We start from the raw sequence: 19,345 nt of genomic DNA, 5'->3' as shown, positions 1-19,345 counted from the left end.
GCCGAAGCCTCACGTCTGACAGAGTGTCTTCAGTCGGTAGATTTGCTCCAGCGCCTGCCTGGGGGTGAGGTTGTCTGGATTGATCTCCAGCAGCGCCTGTTCGACGACTGAATTCTGTGGTGTCTCCTGAAACAATAGCGGCAGCTGGTTCTGCTGCTGATCGGCGTGCTGCTGGGCCGCCTGTTCCAGCTCCTCCAGGCGCTGTCGCGCGCGCTGGATCACCGCTTTCGGCACCCCCGCCAGTGCTGCCACCTGCAGTCCATAGCTCTGATTCGCCGGCCCCTCCCTGACCGCATGCAGGAAGACGATGGAGTCGCCATGCTCCACCGCGTCGAGATGCACATTGACAATGCCGGGATACTCTTCGGGTAGGGTGGTCAGCTCGAAATAGTGGGTGGCGAACAGGGTGAAGGCGTGGATCTTGGTCGCCAGTTCTACCGCGCAGGACCAGGCCAGTGAGAGTCCGTCGAAGGTGGAGGTGCCACGGCCGATCTCGTCCATCAGCACCAGGCTCTGGTCGGTGGCATTGTGCAGAATGTTGGCGGTCTCCTCCATCTCCACCATGAAGGTGGAGCGTCCCCCCGCCAGATCGTCGGAGGCGCCGATGCGCGAGAAGATGCGGTCGATCGGCCCGATGCGCAGCGCGCTGGCTGGCACAAAACTGCCGCAGTAGGCGAGCAGGGCGATGATCGCGATCTGCCGCATGAAGGTCGACTTGCCGCCCATGTTGGGTCCGGTGATGATGAGGATGCGGCGCTGCTCGTCCAGCTCGATGCTGTTGGCGATAAACGGCTCGTGGCTGACCTGTTCCACCACCGGGTGACGGCCATCGCTGATCTGCATGCCGGATTCGTCGCTGAGTTCAGGGCGGCAGAGGTTGAGGCTCTCGGCGCGCTCCGCCAGATTGCAGAGAATATCCAGGCTGGCGAGCCCTTCGGCGCACTGCTGCAATGCAGCTAGCGACTCTGCCAGCTGTTCCAGTAGCTGCTCGTAGAGTGCCTTTTCCCGGGCCAAGGAGCGCTCGCGGGCGCTCAGCACCTGATCCTCGAACTTCTTCAGCTCGGGGGTGATGAAGCGCTCCGCCCCCTTCAGGGTCTGGCGGCGGATGTAGTCTTCCGGCGCATTCTCGGATTGGCTGCGGCTGATCTCGATGTAGTAGCCGTGGACCCGGTTATAGCTCACTTTGAGGCTAGTGATACCGGTACGCTCGCGCTCCCGCGCCTCCAGGTCGAGCAGGAACTGATCCGCGTTCTGTGACAGGTTGCGCAGCTCGTCGAGCTGTTCGTCGAAGCCTGCCGCGAGCACCCCGCCGTTGCGGATCAGCATTGGTGGCTGCTCGATGATCGTCCGTGCCAACAACGCATGCTCCTCTGGATGGGTGTCGATCTGCCTGGCCAGCTCAGTCAACAAGGGGCTTTGCAGCGGAGCGAGCTGTGACTGCAGCGCCGGTAGCACATCCAGGGTGTCGCGTAGTGTGGCCAGATCCCGCGGCCGGGCGCTCTTCAGGGCGACCCGGGTGAGGATGCGTTCGATGTCGCCGATCTCTTTCAGGCTCTCCCGCAGCTCGGGGAAGGCGCGCTGCTCAAGCAGCTCTTCGATGGCGGTGTGGCGCTGTGCCACCGCCTGCCGATTGCGCAGCGGACGGTTGATCCAGCGCCTTAGCATACGACTGCCCATGGCGGTGGCAGTGCGGTCCATGATCCCCGCTAGGGTGTGTTGCGGCTGGTTGGAGAGCGAGTGATCCAGCTCCAGATTGCGCCGGGTGGCGGCGTCGATGATGATCGCATCCTCGCGTCGCTCGGTGCGCAATGAGCGGATGTGGGGCAGGGCGCTACGCTGGGTCTCCGCCACGTATTGCAGCAGGCAGCCGGCGGCGGCCAGCGCCAGCGGCTGGTCGTTGCAGCCGAAGCCGCCCAGGTCGCGGGTGCCGAACTGGCGGGTCAGCAGCTGCTCGGCGGATGCCAGGTCGAAGTGCCAGGCGGGTCGGTGGGTGATGCCGCGTTTCAGACCGAGCCGCTCGGCGATCGGGTTATCCTCTTCCAGCAGTAGCTCCACCGGGCGCAGCCGCTCCAGCTCCCCCTGCAGCGCCTCCAGGCCGCTGAACTGCTGTACGATGAAGCGGCCGCTGGCCAGATCGAGGGTCGCCAGGCCAAACTTGTCATCGACCTGGTTGAGAGCGGCCAGCAGATTCTCCTGACGCTCCTCTAGCAGCGACTCATCGGTGAGGGTGCCGGGGGTGATGATGCGCACTACCTTGCGCTCAACCGGCCCCTTGCTGGCCGCCGGGTCGCCGATCTGCTCGCAGATTGCTACCGATTCTCCAAGCCGCACTAGCTTCGCCAGATAGTTCTCCGCCGCGTGGTAGGGCACCCCGGCCATCGGGATCGGTTTGCCGGCGGACTGGCCGCGTTTGGTGAGGGTGATGTCGAGCAGTTGCGCGGCGCGCTCCGCATCGTCGAAGAAGAGTTCGTAGAAGTCCCCCATGCGGTAGAACAGCAACATGTCGGGGAATTCACCCTTGATGCGTAAGTATTGCTGCATCATGGGTGTGTGTTTTGCCTTTTTTGGCCTGGTTTGTGGTGCGGAGCTGCTCTGTATTTTATCCATCGATTCCGGTGTTTGTGGGCAGTCTGGAATGTGTATGGTGGATCATACCCTCTCTCGCCTTGGCGAGAGGATGTTTGAGAGAAATCTATGCGGGAGGTGGGTGACAAAGGGGCCTGTTTGCCCCTTTCAGATTGTGCGTAACTTGTTTTGCTCGGGACTATTTCGGCGCCAGCATCTGGTCGACGATGTGCTCGCACTCGATCCAGTCATCCATCTCGTGGCCCGCTTCGAAGTTGCGATTCTCGGCCCGGTAGTAGGCCATGGTGGCGATCATCTCGTAGCGCTCGCGGGGGCTGACCTCGGGATGAGGTGTGGCGGCTTGTTGGGACGCTACTCTGGCCACCCTCTTTTTCCTGACCGGGCCCTTTGGGCTGGCGGCCTTGTTCGTCGCTTTCTTCTTGCTGACCTTCTTTTTCACCACCTTCTTCTTGGCCTTTTTCATCTTCTCGTCGTCTTTGCCGGATCTCTTGTTCACGTCCTTTGCCCTTTATTTACCGCTGAAATACCTTCGGCATTCTAGACAATATTGATGAAAAAACCATGATTGATCTGGGAGCCGGGGCGTGCCAGATTATTACTGGTGTTGCGCCAACCGATGCTGCGCCCCCTTGCACAATTTCTGGGAATTGGAAAGCAAAGTATCGTACGGCCAAGGCAGTGAAGACTGCTTTCGCGGATGGGCAGCAGCCCCATACCCCACACCATTCAGGAACCTTGTCCACAAATTTTGACATTGGACATGGGGCTGGATGCCGGGCAGAAGTTAGTGTTCGATCACATGGTGCATCGGTTGCGGGATAGACAGCGCAGAGGATCTGCCTAGCGCAAAGTCCGCCCCAATTCATCTACAAAATGCGTGAAGTTGATAGTCCTCACAGCGCCAGATCCCCCCCCAGAAATAAGCGTGATAGCAATCACAAAGCCACCTAAAAAGACGTTATGCCGCGTTGATCGGTGCCACAAAATCCAGAGAATGTACCATTCATTCTTGTTGTTATTTAGGGAATAGAGAACAGGGATCTGGTTTTTTCTGGAGGTTGGTACTGATTGCTTGCCCGATGGTTGCGGACAAGCGCCTCCCCTGCATCCCCTTGCATTAAAAATAACTGATAGCGAAACAGAATCGGGGGGTTTATCCATGTTGACCGAGAAGATCAAGCGACCATACTACCCATTGGCGCTCATTGCAGCGGCCCTGCTGTCAGGCTGTGTTGAGGAAGTGGTAGACAATCATACAATGACCACGGCCGCTGCCGGTGACGATACCGATCCCCCCATCATCACCCTGCTGGGCGCCAATGCCCTCACTGTTGAGGCGGGAACCGTCTACACTGATTCTGGCGCCAGCGCCAACGATGCGAAAGATGGCGATATCAGCGCCAACATCATGCAAAGCGGCGTGGTTGACACTTCCGCTCCCGGCAGTTACATCCTCACGTATAATGTTTCGGATGCCGCCGGTAATGCTGCTACCGCAGTGACTCGGAGCGTGCTGGTAGCCGATACGACCCCCCCGGCCATCAGCCTCATTGGCAGTAGCCCGCAGACCGTCATCCTCGGCGCAAGCTATAGCGATCAGGGTGCGACTGCCAACGATTCTTTCGATGGCGATATCTCGGCCAGCATCGTTGCCACAGGCAGCGTCAATACCGGTGTCGTCGGCAGCTACACTCTGACCTACAACGTTGTGGATAGCGCCGGCAACGCCGCTACCGCGATCACCCGCACGGTCAACGTGGTCGCCGTGACGCTCCCCGCAGACGTCACCCCCCCGGTCATCACCCTGACCGGCGCCAATCCCCAGACGGTCGCCCTCGGCTCCAGCTACAGTGAGCCCGGCGCGACTGCCAACGACGACAGGGATGGTGACATCAGCGCCAACATCATGATTGGTGGCAACGTCAATACCGCCTCGATCGGCAGCTATACCCGCACCTACAATGTCTCGGATGCGGCGGGGAATGCGGCGGCCCAGGTCACCCGCACCGTGACCGTGACCGAGGCAATACCCCCGGTGATCACCCTCTCCGGCGCCAATCCCCTGACCTTGGAGGCGGGACCGGCGGCCTATAGCGATCCGGGCGCCAGCGCCAACGACAATGTGGATGGTGATGTCAGCGCCAATATTGTGATGAGTGGTACGGTCGACCGCACCACCACCGGTAGCTACACCCTGACCTATAGCGTCTCCGACACGGCTGGTAACTCGGCTAGCGTGACGCGCACCGTGGATGTCTCTGCCGCTGCCGCCCCGGTGATCACCCTCTCCGGTGCCAATCCGATCGACTTGAAGGCGGGCGACAGCTTCAGCGACCCGGGGGCCTCCGCCAATGACAATTTCGACGGCGATGTCTCAGCCAGCATCACGGTCAGCGGCACGGTGGACAGCAATACTCCAGGCGACTACACCCTGACCTATACGGTCAGCGATGCCGCCGGCAACAGCGCCACACAGACCCGCAGGGTCAACGTGATCGAGTCAACGCCCCCGGTGATCACCCTCTCCGGAGACAACCCTCTGACCCTGGAGGCGGGGCCGGCGGCCTATAGCGATCCGGGCGCCAGCGCCAATGACAATGTGGATGGCGATGTCAGCGCCAATATTGTGATGAGTGGCACGGTCGACCGCACCACCGCCGGTAGCTACACCCTGACCTATAGCGTCTCCGACACAGCCGGTAACCCGGCCAGCGCGACGCGCACCGTGGAGGTCTCCTCCGCTGCCGCCCCGGTGATCACCCTGAGCGGAGCCAATCCCTTTAGCCTGGCCGTTGGCGCCGCCTTTTCCGACCCGGGTGCCAGCGCCAACGACAATTTCGACGGCGATGTCTCAGCCAGCATCACGGTCAGCGGCACGGTGGACAGCAATACTCCAGGCGACTACACCCTGACCTATACGGTCAGCGATGCCGCCGGCAACAGCGCCACACAGACCCGCAGGGTCAACGTGATCGAGTCAACGCCCCCGGTGATCACCCTCTCCGGAGACAACCCTCTGACCCTGGAGGCGGGGCCGGCGGCCTATAGCGATCCGGGCGCCAGCGCCAATGACAATGTGGATGGCGATGTCAGCGCCAATATTGTGATGAGTGGCACGGTCGACCGCACCACCGCCGGTAGCTACACCCTGACCTATAGCGTCTCCGACACAGCCGGTAACCCGGCCAGCGCGACGCGCACCGTGGAGGTCTCCTCCGCTGCCGCCCCGGTGATCACCCTGAGCGGAGCCAATCCCTTTAGCCTGGCCGTTGGCGCCGCCTTTTCCGACCCGGGTGCCAGCGCCAACGACAATTTCGACGGCGATGTCTCGGCCAGCATCACGGTCAGCGGCGCGGTGGACAGCAATACTCCAGGAGACTACACCCTGACCTATACGGTCAGCGATGCCGCCGGCAACAGCGCCACCCAAAGCCGCACCGTTTCGGTCACCGATCAGACCGCGCCACAGATCACCCTTAATGGCGACAATCCGCAGAGCGTTGAGGCAGGCTCTAGCTACAGCGATCCTGGGGCCGTCGCCAGCGACAACGTGGACGGAGATCTCTCCTCCAGCGTGGCGGTGAGCGGCAGTGTCAACGCTAGCGTGCTGGGTAGCTATACCCTTACCTACAACGTCTCGGATGCGGCCGGCAATGCCGCCACCGCGGTGACCCGCGCGGTCAACGTGGTGGATCAGACCGCACCCGTCATCACCCTGCTGGGCAGCGATCCGATGAGTGTGGAGGGGGGGGCTACCTTCAGCGATCCAGGCGCCACCGCTAGTGACAGCTTTGAAGGCGATCTCAGTGCCGGCATCGTCATCAGTGGCAGTGTCGATAGCGCTGTGCTGGGCAGCTATACCCTGACCTACAACGTCTCCGACAGCACCGGCAATGCCGCCACTGCAGTGACCCGCAGGGTCAACGTGGTGGATCAGACCGCACCCGTCATCACCCTGATTGGTGCCAACCCGTTGGAGGTGGCACTGGGCAGTAGCTTCACCGACCCGGGTGCCAGTGCCAGTGACGCGGTGGATGGTGATCTCTCGACCAGCATCACTGTGGCGGGTACGGTGGATACCAACACCCTGGGCAGCTACACCCTCACCTACAGTGTTTCCGATGCGGAGGGCAACGCTGCCACGCCAGTGCAGCGTAGCGTCTTGGTCACCGATCAGATCGCCCCGGTCATCACCCTGATCGGCGCCAATCCGCAGGCGGTGGAGGCGGGTTCGACCTATGGCGATCCCGGTGCCAGCGCCAGCGACAATGTCGACGGTGACCTTAGTGCGAGCATTAGCGTCAGCGGCAGTGTGGACACCGCGGTACCCGCCAGCTACACCCTCAGCTACGATGTCACCGACGCCGCTGGCAATGCGGCCACCACGGTGACCCGCAGTGTAGTCGTCTCCGATCAGACAGCCCCGGTCATCACCCTGAACGGTGCCAACCCGATGAGCGTGGAGGCCGGCTCTACCTTCACTGAGCCAGGGGCAAGCGCCAGCGACACCCTGGACGGCGATCTCAGTGCCAGCGTGGTGGTGAGCGGCAGCGTGAATACCGCAGCCCTAGGCGGTTATACCCTGACCTATGACGTTTCAGACGCGGCTGGCAATGCCGCCATCGCAGTCACCCGCACGGTGAATGTGGTGGACACCACCGCTCCGGTGATCTCCCTCACAGGAGACAACCCGTTGGTTGTCATTGTGGATAACAGCTACACTGAGCCTGGCGCCACGGCCACGGACAATCTGGATGGCGATATCTCCGCTAGCCTGGCTATCGACAGCAGTGCCGTCGACACCGCTACCATCGGCAGCTACAGCGTGACCTACGATGTCACCGATGCTAGCGGCAATGCCGCGACTCAACTGACCCGAACGGTTCAGGTGGTGTCAAGCGCCCCGAACGCACCTACCAATGTGACCATGAGCATCGGCTTCAAGCGGTTCCAGTTCAGCTGGGATGCGTCACTGGGGGCAGACCACTACCGTTTGATGGTGAACCCTGACGGCGTTTCTGGATACAGCGTGGTAGCAGGGGCCGACTCGATCACTCTCACCAGCCATACCATCGACATCCCGGTGCACCTGCACAATTGGCCCGCCGCCCGCTATATGGTGGAGGCTTGTGACGCCGCCGAGAGCGCCTGCGCTGGCTCTGCAGAGCAGACCACTGTGGCGATTGACTCGGTTGCTGCCATCGGCTATTTCAAGCCGGGCACAGCAAGCAACGATGACAACTTCGGCTACTCGGTCGCCATGAGCGCTGATGGTACCACCCTGGCGGTCGGTGCGCCGCAGATCGCCAACGGAGGAGCAGGTGCGGTCCATATCTTCTACTTCGCCGCTGGAAGCTGGAACCTGCAACAGGTGCTTACTGCATCCAATGCCGGCTCGGGCGATCAATTCGGTGCATCCGTCGCCCTGAACTCGGATGGCACCACTCTGGCGGTTGGTGCAAACGCCGAGGATAGTGACGATACCGGTAGCCACTTCTCCTCCAATGGGGCGGCACCCGACTCCGGTGCGGTCTACATCTTCACTCGCTCCGGCGCCACATGGAATGAGCAGACCCGCCTTAAGGCAGCTACCACCGAGGCTGGAGATGACTTCGGCTATGCCGTGGCCCTTAGCGCGGATGGCAACACCCTGGCGGTGGGTGCCGATCTTGAGGATGGTGGCAACGATGGTATCAATACCCCGACCAATAATACCGAGACCGAGGCCGGTGCCGCCTATGTCTTTAATCGCACCGGCACTAGCTGGAGCGAACAGGCCTATATCAAGTCAGATCACTCGGTGTGGTACGACCATGTTGGCATCTCGGTTGCACTGAGTGGCGATGGCAACACTCTGGCGGTCGGTGCTATCGGCGAGGATTCCGATGCCTTGGGTAACTGGCCTGCAGATGCAGGCAAAGGCTCCGGTGCGGTGTTTGTATACACTCGTAACTCGGGGAGTTGGTCCCAGCAGACGATGCTCAAGGCCGCAAATGCTGGCCGATTCCATCGATTTGGTTCTGCACTGGCCTTTAGTAGCGATGGCAACACTCTGGCGGTGGGTGCCAAGGAGGAAGACAGCAACACCACCGGGGTTGACTCAACCCCGAATCCAGGCATTCTGGCCGGTGTTGGTGCCGCCTACGTCTTTGGTCGTAGCGGAACAACTTGGAGCCAGCAGGCCTATATCAAAGCCTCGACGCGGACTAGCAATTATGATTACTTTGGTTTCGCCCTGGCACTGAGCAGTGACGGAAATCTGCTGGCGGTGGGGAGCCATGGTGAGAACAGTAGCACCCGAGGAGTCTACGCCAGCACAAATAGCACGGCATCTAATGCCGGTGCCGTCTTTGTCTATGAACGCAGTGGGGCCAGTTGGGCCAGCAAGACCTTCGTCAAATCCTCCAACACCGACAGTAAGGATAGCTTCGGCTGGGGGATGGCGATCAGCGGTGACGGTGGAACCCTGGCTGTTGGTGCGTACAGAGAGGACAGCAGCGCAACGGGCATCAACCCCACACCAGGGACTGATGCCACTGCCGACGAGAATGTCGGTGCGGTCTATCTCTACTAACCTTCATTGGCCTTACAGTGACAAGATGGCCTCCTCGGAGGCTGTCTCTGCTTCCGGGTTGGCTCAGCCCGTCCCGCTACATTCTCCACAGCCTCCCGTTACCCCGACGGCTTTTGGAATGGGTATTGCCTCAATGTGTGTATGATCGGGTAACCTACAAAGGAGCCTCTGAACACTAAGATTTGCGCCTTGATACGAAAGATTCTGACTCACAATTCGCTTCGCCCAGACTTATTCAGAGACCCCCAAGTGAAAACTCAGCCCAACTGTCGATCGCAAAACTGATAAGGGTGTCGCACAAGCGTCTTGGTCTAAGGTGATACCTTTCTTAGGTTTGGCCAGAATTGGCAATGCTTTTAGTCGAATGCGATTTGTTTACTAATTAACTCTACGAAAAAATAGCAATCGAGGAACGATTCAATGTCCACAATCACAACTGATCAGTTAACCGCCTTTGCGGTGGATATCTTGACCGCAGCAGGCGCAGATAGAGAGCAGGCGATGAGCGTTGCCGAAGTCCTTATTTGGGGCAACTCTGCCGGACGACCCAACCAGGGTGTTTGGCGTCTTCCGATCCTGTGCAAGCGCCTTTCGAAGGACTTATTCAATTCCCCGTGTAATCTAAAGATCGACAAACGTACACCTTCTGTTGCAGTTATCGATGGTGATAATGGCATAGGGCATTATGTGGGGCAGGTGGCTGCAGATACAGCCATTGATCTGGCGTCCAAAAATGGTGTGGGCGTGGTTACCGTATCTGACAGTAATTTTTTGGGATCGTTGGGCTACTATGTCGATAAAATTGCAAAAAATGGAATGCTGGCTGTTTTGTGGAATAATTCCTTTCCAAAAGTGGCTCCCTACGGTGGCGTAAAAGCAGTTCTTGGAACCAACCCGCTCGCATTTGCTGCGCCGCGCCGTAATGGAAGAAATGTCATTGCCGATCTCTCCACCGGTGCCAGTGCGGGCTCGACAATCACCAAGGCTGCGGAACTTGGACAGCCTATCCCGGAAGGTATTGCCATCGCCCGTGATGGTACTCCGATTACCGATCCAGCCAAGGTAAAGGATGGCGCCTTGTTGCCATTTGGTGGCGCTAAAGGTTACGCATTGGGCTTGATGGTGGAGATCATGGCCGGTGTTGTGACCGGCGCCGGCATTTCACATGGCGTACATTCGATGTATGGTGATTTTGAGAACCCGGGTAATAGTGGGCACTTTTTCATGGCCGTTGACATTAATACTCTGATGCCGATGAACACATATTATGAGCGGATGGAGATGTTGGTTGATGTTCTACGCGAGAGTGGAGAAGAAGTCATGTTGCCTGGCGAAGGGCGGTGGGGCGCGCTGGATAAAACCGAAGCGGCAGGTGGTATAACGTTGGACGAAAAGACTATCAAGGCCTTGACTGAGTTGGCAAATAGTCTGAGTGTTATTACGCCCTGGTAGGATGGTTTTTGTGAGGGGGTAAGGCACCCTGCGGTATCACTTGTTTTTTGGTGATACCGCAGGACAAGATCGAGGCTTTGGTTGAACTGCTATAAATAATTGATTTTCTTCGCTAGAGTACGAAAGATAGAGCGGCGTCCATGTAAGAGCTTTCCTAAGGAAGCGCTGATAAAATAATCGATTCCAGCAGCCCTCCCGGCATCGGGCGATTCCACCTATTCCCTAAGCGAGAGATCTTCGAGTATATTGAGGGCTTCTATAATCGCCAGCGCCGGCATTCATCGATCGGATGCCTGGCACCTGACACTGGCTAAGTACGATGCCCAGTATCAAGAGATTGCTTGATTTTGTGTCCGGAAAATCCTTGCTAGATCCGTTGCCACCCAAACTATGGAAAAGCTACCTCCCATCGGAACGATGGCGGCGTGGGTTTATTAATACCACGGTACCAATCGTCAGGTTACGAGCGCTTTTTCTTGAATATATACTCCAATATGGTTTCGCACACTCCTTGCTCGTGGGGACTCTTGTCTGCAAGAAGATAGTGATGATGGAGGCCAGGGGTGGTATTTACCTCGCCAATTATCCCACCGGTTGCATGCAACGGTTGGCCTATGTCGGTGGTGATTATATCGATGCCGGCGAGTTCACAGCCCATGATGCGAATAATATTTTGCGCCAGAGTAATGGTTTCCGGGTGAACCTGGTCCGTGACGGAATGACTCTCCCTTGAACAATTCTGATTGACTACCTGTTTGACTTTGATCGACTCATCTTTTTTTGGAACATAGTTGGGAGACAGGTTTTGTGCATTTAGGGTATTTTTACACTCCATATCGATCAGTAAAGGGCTGAGTGCGCGCGGCGTGTTCCCTGTCAGTCGATTTGATGTCTCTATTTCCATCAATTGCTTGATGCTGGAGCGCCCATCACCTCTAACTTCTGGTGGATCACGTCTTACCGCATGTATCAGATCTGAATTTAGGAATAACAAACGGTAAGAATGCCCTTTGACTTCCTCTTCGATTACAATATTCGAGCAAAATTTTCTGGCAAGTATGGTGGCGTTGATCAACTTTTGTTTGCTGTCAATGCCTGTAGTAACTCCACTTCCTCCACCGGTGCCGGATGCGGGTTTCACTACGCAAGCTTGTGTTGAGTCGCTAAGAAATTTTAAGGCATCGTCCAATTGGGAAAATCGGAACTCTAGATACCTGGGTGCTCGGTAACCTTCGATGGTTTCTAAAAGTTGGTGTGTAAGAGGTTTGTTGCCCGCAAGTCTTAACGTTAGATTGCTGTCCAGCATGACTTTGTCCATCTGTACAAAGGTATGCAGGTCATTTCGAGTGATGCATTGAAAATCAGAGCCGATTTCTTCAATCTTCGCACCTATCCTGGATGCGGATTCACGCCACAAATCGCGATAGAATCGCTTTCGAAGATCCCAAAAGCGCTGCTCAATAGCCCGTTTTTCTGGGGAGGTAAGCGTCAAGAATTTGCTGATTCTTGAGTAGTTCTCCAGTACAGTCAAAGTAACGTAATTCATAGTACAAATGTGATGCATCCAAGTGTGAATATTTCTTGGTTAGTTATTCCAATCAAGCCGGGCAGAAAATCTAATTTCTGCTAAAAGTTCGTCTAATCATCTCCAGTGCTACACAATTTAACATGCACGGCATGTTAAATTCTTATGTTGCTAGGAGAAACTCTGAGTCAGCCTCTCAACCTTTTGTCTTCTTTTCTTGAGTCCGGAAGTGCTTGAGGAAGTGATGTATCGACGGATACGGATCCAGTAGTCTAAAAAAGGGGAAGACCTGAGGATGGGCTAAGCTAGCAATCCACTGGGGAAAAGTTATCTCGCCTTTTTGCCTCATGGTGCGAAATGCGAGGTAATCATTTACAGGGTAGAGCAGTCTCATGTTGGAACGAAAACTGTCGGTATAGGGAACAAATTTACCGCTCATGTGTTGGTGGATTAAGTAGGCAATATCCATCCCGGATCTTACAAGCAGCTCATGAGCAGCAGTGAATCTTGGGTTGCATTCAATTACCTTTAGTTGGTTGTCACGGGGGTCTTTTTTGAATTCTATGTTGGCCATCCCGCGAAGGCCGATGCCTTGAAAAAACTTCATCCCTAATTCTGCGGTTTCCTGGTCCCAGTCGGTGATGTGATAGCAAGCACCTCCATGATTAGGCGGAAAGCGGCGCAATACTCTCTTGGTGAATTGAAAAAGTGGGGTTCCATCTGATTTGATGTAAGTATAGAAACTGCTTAGCAGAGTGTCGGGGCCTGGGATGAATTCTGAGATTATTACGTCACATTCCTTCTCGCTGGCGGCCTTCAGGTTGGCTATTAACTCGGCTTGATTGTCGGCTCGGAGATATTTTTTGCCGTTAAACCTAGTCCTAAAAACAAGGGAATTGACTGGCTTTGCGATGACAGGATATTCAATATTTTGGCTCGTTAATTCTTCGATTGAGGATCCAGCGTCCACTTTCCAGGTTCTCGGTGTTCCTATTCCAATCTTTTTGGCGAGCCGAAGGGTCTCTTTTTTGTCGAGCATAGCGAGATGAATTTCAGGTATAAATTCATCTAAAAGATAGTACTTCTCCAGCTCTTCGCGGTTCTCCGCGAGAAACTGAACAGCATCATCTCCGCAGCCGAATATCAAATGACCATTCAGTTCTGGATGAGGTCTTCCAAGTAGAAGCTCTGACCAGTAGTCAAATACATCGGCGCCTAAAGGAATAATATATTGCTTATTTCCATATCTGGAGAATGTGATGGGACGGCCTTCTGTTGCTGAAAAGCTAACAGGTATACCATGGCGACTCAGGCTACGAAGAATCGAAAGGGCATTTTCATGGCCGCCGAGAATCAATACAGGTATATTTGAACTATCCTTATCAACCATGGTTAACGTCGCTTAAATATGTTTGAGTGGGCTGAATCGTCAATCGGAGTTATTTGAAAAACTTTCACATGACGCTTGTTTACCGGTAGTTAGCAAACGATCCAAAATTATCTACTAGATCACGCAAACCGGGGTGGAAATTCTAATTATCTGGATCAGGCCGGGCTTGATCTGTCCCTGATGTTCAGTCACAAATTTTCCTTGAAGCTGACCGTAATTTGTTCGCCCAAAGTTATGCTAATCACTGGGGGCGGGCAAGAGAGAGAACTTTGTTTTGCGACACAAAGCAAGTTTGCTAACACCGCCTACTATATGTGCTTGAAACCCTGATCACTCCTTCTGTTTCGCGGCTTCCACCAAAATCGCCAAGCCATTTTTCCCACCCCCAGCACTCAGTGTCAACCAAGAAAGACGTTAGCATGTCACCAAATTTCGGACTCACGTTATCAAGCTGGCCTGATCTGCTATCGGGTGCTTAACCGGCGGATCAACAGGGTGCCATCCTTTTTGGGGTGACGCCAGCAACAATAAAAATCACCTTGCTTGGTATGAACGTCCTTTGCCAGTCCGCCGATAGACTATTGAGCGGAATCTTACTCGTTGGTCAGACACACTTGACGGCACCGCCCAAGGAGATAGTGGAGGATTGATCTCACTATATATATCGATGCAAGGCATGCATTTTGAGTCTCTATGGCGCAGTTAGGACGTGCACAGGCGCATGCTTTTGTAACAGAGCCAAACGCAATGGTACCTCGCTGTACAACCCCTCTTTTTTTGCCTCAGCGTATTTTGCGTGCTTTGCTGCACCGGAGAAAAGGAGGAACAGATTTTTTGTATTCAGGGCAAACGATGCTGTCAAGGACATACGTGGCAGCCGGGTTTTGGTCTCCGGTACTGCAACGCAGCGGCCTTCACGCACCTCAACAGCGGCATCACCGGGAAACAGTGAGAGAAAATGGCCATCTTCACCCATGCCAATATAAACGGCGTCGAATGGCCTATCGATGGTAGCCAGTCGGGCTTCACAAGCTGCTTGGCCCAACTCCGGTGTTGCTTCACCACCATAGAACGGGATAAAGGTTGCATCGGCAGCATCTCCCTGCAGTAGGTAGTTTCGCACTAGGCTTTCGTTGCTATCGGTATGGCCCACCGGAACCCAGCGTTCGTCAGTCAGTGTGATGGTTACACTGGCCCAGTCGATATTTTGCTTGCACAAATAGTTGAAGACAGTTTGTGGGGTACGCCCACCGGATACTGCGAGTAGCGCACGACCACGCTCGGTGATTGCATCCCGCATGGTGCAGGCTAGTTCATCCGCCAATGCATGCGCGGCAGCTTCCATCGATTCAAACCCGCGTTCTTCAATGGTCATCAATAATTTAATCCGGTTAACCTGCGGGAGGGTAATCTGCTGTTGGTATTTTGTTCTCATCCAGGCCCGCAATCGCAGCTCTGCCCATAGCAAGAATGGCCTCTTCAGAACTGCCACCTATATGCGGTGTGACCAGCAGATTGGGCAGTTGCAGCATCTCCAGATCATCCGGCGGTTCGACAGCAAATACGTCTAGTGCGGCCGCAGCGATCTTGCCTTCTTGCAGTATCTTCTTGAGGGCCGCATCGTCGACCAGGCCGCCCCGTGCAGCATTGATCAGCATTGCATCCGGCTTCATCAGTGCCAACCGTTCAGCATTGAGAATGTTGCGCGTGCTGTCGTCTAACGGAAGATGCAGTGTCACGATATCCGACCGCTGTAGCAACTCTTCTAGGCTCACCGCTTCAACATTATGCTGGGCGTAAAACTCGGGGAAGTCGAGAATATCGTGTGCCAGTACTTTGCAGCCAAAGGCATTCAGAATCGGCGTAAGATCTTTGCCGATATACCCGCAACCAATGATGCCAACGGTGCGGCCTGAGATCTCCTTGCCCATCCTGTTTTTCCAAACCCCTTCGCGTGCTTCACGCGATCCTGCCGGCACATGACGCAACAGCGATATGGCGCAGGAGATTACCAGTTCGGTCACTGAGCGTCGGTTAACGCCGCCGGTCCAACCCAGTTTGATTCCGTGTCGAATCAGCGCCTCCTTGTCCAGCATATCGGTGCCCACGCCGTATTTGCTGATAATTTCAAGCTCAGGTAGGGCCTTTAGAAAAGGTTCGTCAATCGTCTCCAAAGCGGAAATTATTTTGCGGCGCCCACGACAATATTCGATCAGATCCTCGCCGGCCAGCGACACCCCGTCGTCGTTGAACTTGACATCGGAATAACGTTCCAATAGTTCTGCCCGCAACACAGGGTGGCGGGAAAATGAACGTGATGTGACGGCAATAGGGGTGTTTTCTCTCATGCAAGCTCCGTGGAGATCTCTTCGTAACTATAATGATATGAGGCGCTGGCGTGTGTGCCCGTTTGCCCAAAGGCAGTCATGCTGATGGCAAGCAGCAGTGCTACCGATTCCTGCTCTGCAGCTTTTTTGCTTGTTCTTGCTTGAATTGTGGGTCGGCATCGTAGATGCCAAACACCATCTTCATCACCTCGTAGGTATCTTTTGTTGTGCCGTTGTGAATCGGCTTGCCGGTGCGGATGCAGTCAACAAATTCGGCCAACTCCAAGTCCCAAGACGGGTCGGTGTTGCAGAAAGTCTTTTCCTCAGGGGGATTGCCAATCGCGAAACCGACATGTTTGCGGCCTTGGATGATCCATTCGTCGCGATAACTGCGCGTTCCTGAGGGCATGCCATCCACTATGACATAGCCGTCCTGCATGAATATCTCCAGCGTAAAACGGTGTTTCCACTGGGTGAATGAGCTGTGCAGCTGTGCGATACGGCCTTTTTTGTCCCGCAGTAGGGCAAAGGCGTTGTCTTCAAGGGCGATATCCCAGAATGCAGTGGTGCACATGCTCTTGATTTCGACAAAATCACCACAAAAATAGCGAAAGAGGTCTAGCATGTGAATGCCCTGATCGAACAGTATGCCTCCACCAGCAACCTCTGGGTCGTCGCGCCACTCATTGGGATTACCTGACCCCTCCGCCTTGCCATAGACCCCTCTCATCCAGAGAATCTCGCCGTATTTGCCACTCTCAACGATTTTCTTGGCTTCCATGATGCCGTAATGGTAGCGGTGGTTGAATCCTACCTTTAGCGCCAGACCCGGGTTACGCTTTTCGGCCTCCATAATGCGCTCGATATCTGCCAGGTTGCGACCCGGTGGCTTTTCACAAAAGACATGTTTCCCTGCATCCAGGGCTGATTCTACGACCTCTGGAATGAATCGGTTGGGGGCGCAGACGATGACAGCGTCAACATCGGAATCGATGACAGCCCGATAGTCGGGGAGGATCTTAATGTCTTGGAATCCTTGCGCTGGTGGGTTGGGATCCGTACCGGATACTAAGACTGTGTCATCGCAATCCCGCACGGTCTTGGCGCGGATGCCTCCCATCTTTCCAAGGCCGACAATTCCTATCTTCAGTGGTGCACTCATATGCTTCAAGCTCACAGGTGTTGTAAAAAGATGTCCCTAAGTCCAGTCGATCAACCAGGCGCGTTCAGAAGGATTGGTTAATATACTAAAGTAGCGTGTGAGGAGATGATGTCTTGCCAGGTTTGCAATGTAATGGTAACCGTGCCTTTGGTTGTCGGCTCCACATGATATTTCTTTATATTTGTGATGGAACTCTATGGGCTGGCTATGCTGTTTGCAAGCCCATTCCGGCAAAGGTGTGAAGCAGATCAATCTGGCCGACAGTTTGACCAAGTCCAATTTTGGCGTGTATGTTGTGACGGCAGTCGTGGTGAGACCATGCCAAAGTCGGTAGTATCGCCGTCGGCAGTCTGTCGGGTGGTAGGAAGCGATCAGACAGATGAGCATCCATAATCCTACCTGACTTCCCAATCCCGTTTTTCAATCCTGATATTCGGCCGTGCGAGGGCCCGAATTGCTACATTGAGGAGTTTCTGGTGAGAAAAAATACAATTAAAGAGATCTGGGCCAATGGTGGAGCGGTCGTCAATGGTTGGTGCTCTATCCCCAGCTCATTTTCTGCCGAAGTGATGGCGCACCAAGGGTTCGACTCCATCACAATCGATATGCAGCATGGTGTTGTCGATTACCAGATGGCAATAACCATGCTGCAGGCCATATCAACTACATCAGTCATCCCGCTCACCCGGGTGCCGTGGAACGATCCCGCCCGATTGATGAAGATATTGGATGCGGGTTCGTATGGTGTAATCTGTCCCATGATCAATAATCCAGACCAAGCGGAGTCACTGGTTGCTGCATGTAAATATCCGCCAATGGGTATGCGCAGTTTCGGACCGATCCGGGCAAAATACTATGCGGGCGGCGCCACACACGGTGGCGGGGATTATCACGTATACGCTAACGATGAAACTCTCGTTATACCGCAGATTGAGACTCGGGAAGCAATCGAAAACCTTGACGAGATCCTGGACGTGCCTGGCATCAGTGCCATCTACGTTGGTCCATCGGACCTAGCCATGGCACTGGGCTGCCAACCACGTGGTGGGCAAAATGATCCGAAAGTGATCGAGGCAAGGCAAAAAATCATTGAAACGTGCAAACGTCATGGTATACCCGCTGGCATTCATACCAACTCGCCGGAGGTTGCAGTGCAAATGATCAAGGATGGATTCCAGTTGACATCGCTCGCCAGTGATGACCGATTTCTGATGCAGGCGGCAAAAGATACGGTAAACGCGGTAAGAAGTGGTATTGAACAAGGTTAGATTCACCGTTACTACTTTAACCGCAAGTAGCCTCGATGGATTGTAGTTAATAATTAGGAAACCCCGGCTTATGCCGGGGGCATATGAGTTTGATTGATGCAGTCAGTCTGACTGACCTTTGAATCTCAACCAAGATAATGATTACCCAGTCAGAAAAATCCGCAGGGGAAAGGAATGTGCAAAGGTATTAAGGTCACGGGTTGTAATTTGCTATTTGTATTCCTACACTCGGTTCCACTTTACCCTTTAGTAATGCCATTGCTAAGGGCGCGTATTGCATGTGATGTATCTGAGTGATACGGCTAGCTAATATTTCAGCGTACCATATCTAACACTACGCCTTGTCCGCATTCTGACTACATTTAGGAGGGCTGTAATGACTTTCCCAGATAGAAAATTCACTGATGTCGCTGATTACGCGACAGACTACTTCAGCAACTATTCTGCCGCTGCTGCGACAGTTGATGGCGACAAGCTGCGTCAGGCTGCAGATATTCTGACGAAAGTCTATTCTGCAGGTGGAATGGTCTACTCTTGTGGTAATGGTGGCTCAGCAGCCATTGCCAATCATTTGGTCTGCGACCATTGCAAACTGGTACAGACTGACACTGATCTGAAGCCCAGGATCTACTCCCTCAGTGCCACGGTGGAGATGATTACTGCCATCGGCAATGATATCTCTTACGATGATGTCTTTGTGTACCAACTGAAGAGTCTGGCCAAGGCTGGCGATGCATTGATCACTATAAGCTCATCTGGAGATTCTGAGAACATCGTTCGTGCAGTTCAGTGGGGTAAGGATAACGGTATTCCTGTGATCTCGATGACCGGCTTCTCGGGAGGACGCTCCGCCAGCATTACAGACGTGAATCTGCATGTCGATGCAGAGAACTACGGTGTTATCGAGGATGTTCACCAATCATTGATGCACATCCTGGCGCAGTATGTGCGCCAGGCCCACATGGATGAGGAAGTAATCCAACAGCGAAAATTCTAGGTTGGATTCCACTATACAAACGCTTTTCCGATATCGCCTCCTGTAAACATCGCCGCTTTACAGG

Annotated in this window: 11 protein-coding genes; 4 read left to right on the top strand and 7 right to left on the bottom strand. The window is 54.8% G+C overall.

The window, feature by feature from the left end; translation table 11 throughout:
• Nucleotides 1-9: 9 nt before the first annotated feature.
• Nucleotides 10-2,544, bottom strand: coding sequence for a DNA mismatch repair protein MutS (mutS, locus tag L0Y14_RS12720; protein WP_251859205.1), 2,535 nt, complete (start codon nucleotides 2,542-2,544; stop codon nucleotides 10-12).
• 220 nt (nucleotides 2,545-2,764) lie between these two features.
• Nucleotides 2,765-3,082, bottom strand: a complete 318-nt coding sequence (locus L0Y14_RS12715; protein ID WP_006475856.1) for a DUF2934 domain-containing protein — start codon at nucleotides 3,080-3,082, stop codon at nucleotides 2,765-2,767.
• Nucleotides 3,083-3,745: 663 nt separating this feature from the next.
• On the opposite strand from L0Y14_RS12715, the gene L0Y14_RS12710 reads away from it, so the two are divergent.
• On the top strand, nucleotides 3,746-9,160 hold the full coding sequence (locus tag L0Y14_RS12710; RefSeq protein WP_251859204.1) for an immunoglobulin-like domain-containing protein: 5,415 nt from the start codon (nucleotides 3,746-3,748) through the stop codon (nucleotides 9,158-9,160).
• A gap of 420 nt (nucleotides 9,161-9,580) precedes the next feature.
• Nucleotides 9,581-10,612 (top strand): Ldh family oxidoreductase, encoded by a 1,032-nt coding sequence (locus L0Y14_RS12705; protein ID WP_005959000.1) that lies wholly within the window; start codon nucleotides 9,581-9,583, stop codon nucleotides 10,610-10,612.
• 460 nt (nucleotides 10,613-11,072) lie between these two features.
• On the opposite strand, the gene L0Y14_RS12700 is transcribed toward L0Y14_RS12705, so the two are convergent.
• The 5 genes from L0Y14_RS12700 to L0Y14_RS12680 all read right to left on the bottom strand — a co-directional run bounded on the left by L0Y14_RS12700 (nucleotide 11,073) and on the right by L0Y14_RS12680 (nucleotide 17,016).
• Nucleotides 11,073-12,158, bottom strand: a complete 1,086-nt coding sequence (locus L0Y14_RS12700; protein ID WP_251859203.1) for a cyanophycin synthetase — start codon at nucleotides 12,156-12,158, stop codon at nucleotides 11,073-11,075.
• A gap of 175 nt (nucleotides 12,159-12,333) precedes the next feature.
• The gene (locus L0Y14_RS12695) at nucleotides 12,334-13,527 is read right to left on the bottom strand and encodes a carboxylate--amine ligase (RefSeq protein ID WP_005959002.1); all 1,194 of its coding nucleotides are present in this window, start codon (nucleotides 13,525-13,527) and stop codon (nucleotides 12,334-12,336) included.
• A 691-nt stretch (nucleotides 13,528-14,218) separates the two neighbouring features.
• The gene (pgl, locus tag L0Y14_RS12690) at nucleotides 14,219-14,902 is read right to left on the bottom strand and encodes a 6-phosphogluconolactonase (RefSeq protein WP_006475346.1); all 684 of its coding nucleotides are present in this window, start codon (nucleotides 14,900-14,902) and stop codon (nucleotides 14,219-14,221) included.
• 16 nt (nucleotides 14,903-14,918) lie between these two features.
• Nucleotides 14,919-15,875 carry a phosphoglycerate dehydrogenase gene (locus L0Y14_RS12685; RefSeq protein WP_005959004.1) on the bottom strand — a complete coding sequence of 319 codons (957 nt, stop codon included), beginning with the start codon at nucleotides 15,873-15,875 and terminating at the stop codon, nucleotides 14,919-14,921.
• 100 nt (nucleotides 15,876-15,975) lie between these two features.
• Nucleotides 15,976-17,016 (bottom strand): Gfo/Idh/MocA family protein, encoded by a 1,041-nt coding sequence (locus tag L0Y14_RS12680; protein WP_039959590.1) that lies wholly within the window; start codon nucleotides 17,014-17,016, stop codon nucleotides 15,976-15,978.
• A 476-nt stretch (nucleotides 17,017-17,492) separates the two neighbouring features.
• Between L0Y14_RS12680 and L0Y14_RS12675 the strand changes: the two genes are divergently transcribed.
• Together L0Y14_RS12675 and L0Y14_RS12670 are read left to right on the top strand one after the other, a co-directional pair.
• Nucleotides 17,493-18,284 carry an HpcH/HpaI aldolase family protein gene (locus L0Y14_RS12675; RefSeq protein ID WP_005959006.1) on the top strand — a complete coding sequence of 264 codons (792 nt, stop codon included), beginning with the start codon at nucleotides 17,493-17,495 and terminating at the stop codon, nucleotides 18,282-18,284.
• 376 nt (nucleotides 18,285-18,660) lie between these two features.
• A complete protein-coding gene (locus L0Y14_RS12670) occupies nucleotides 18,661-19,281 on the top strand; it encodes an SIS domain-containing protein (RefSeq protein WP_005959007.1) in 621 nt (206 codons plus the stop codon).
• The last annotated feature ends 64 nt before the right edge of the window (nucleotides 19,282-19,345 follow it).

It is taken from the genome of Candidatus Endoriftia persephonae (assembly GCF_023733635.1).
In the GTDB taxonomy this organism is placed as follows: domain Bacteria; phylum Pseudomonadota; class Gammaproteobacteria; order Chromatiales; family Chromatiaceae; genus Endoriftia; species Endoriftia persephonae.
The sequence above is the reverse complement of the archived record's forward strand: the minus strand, read 5'-3'. Positions and strand labels throughout refer to the sequence as shown.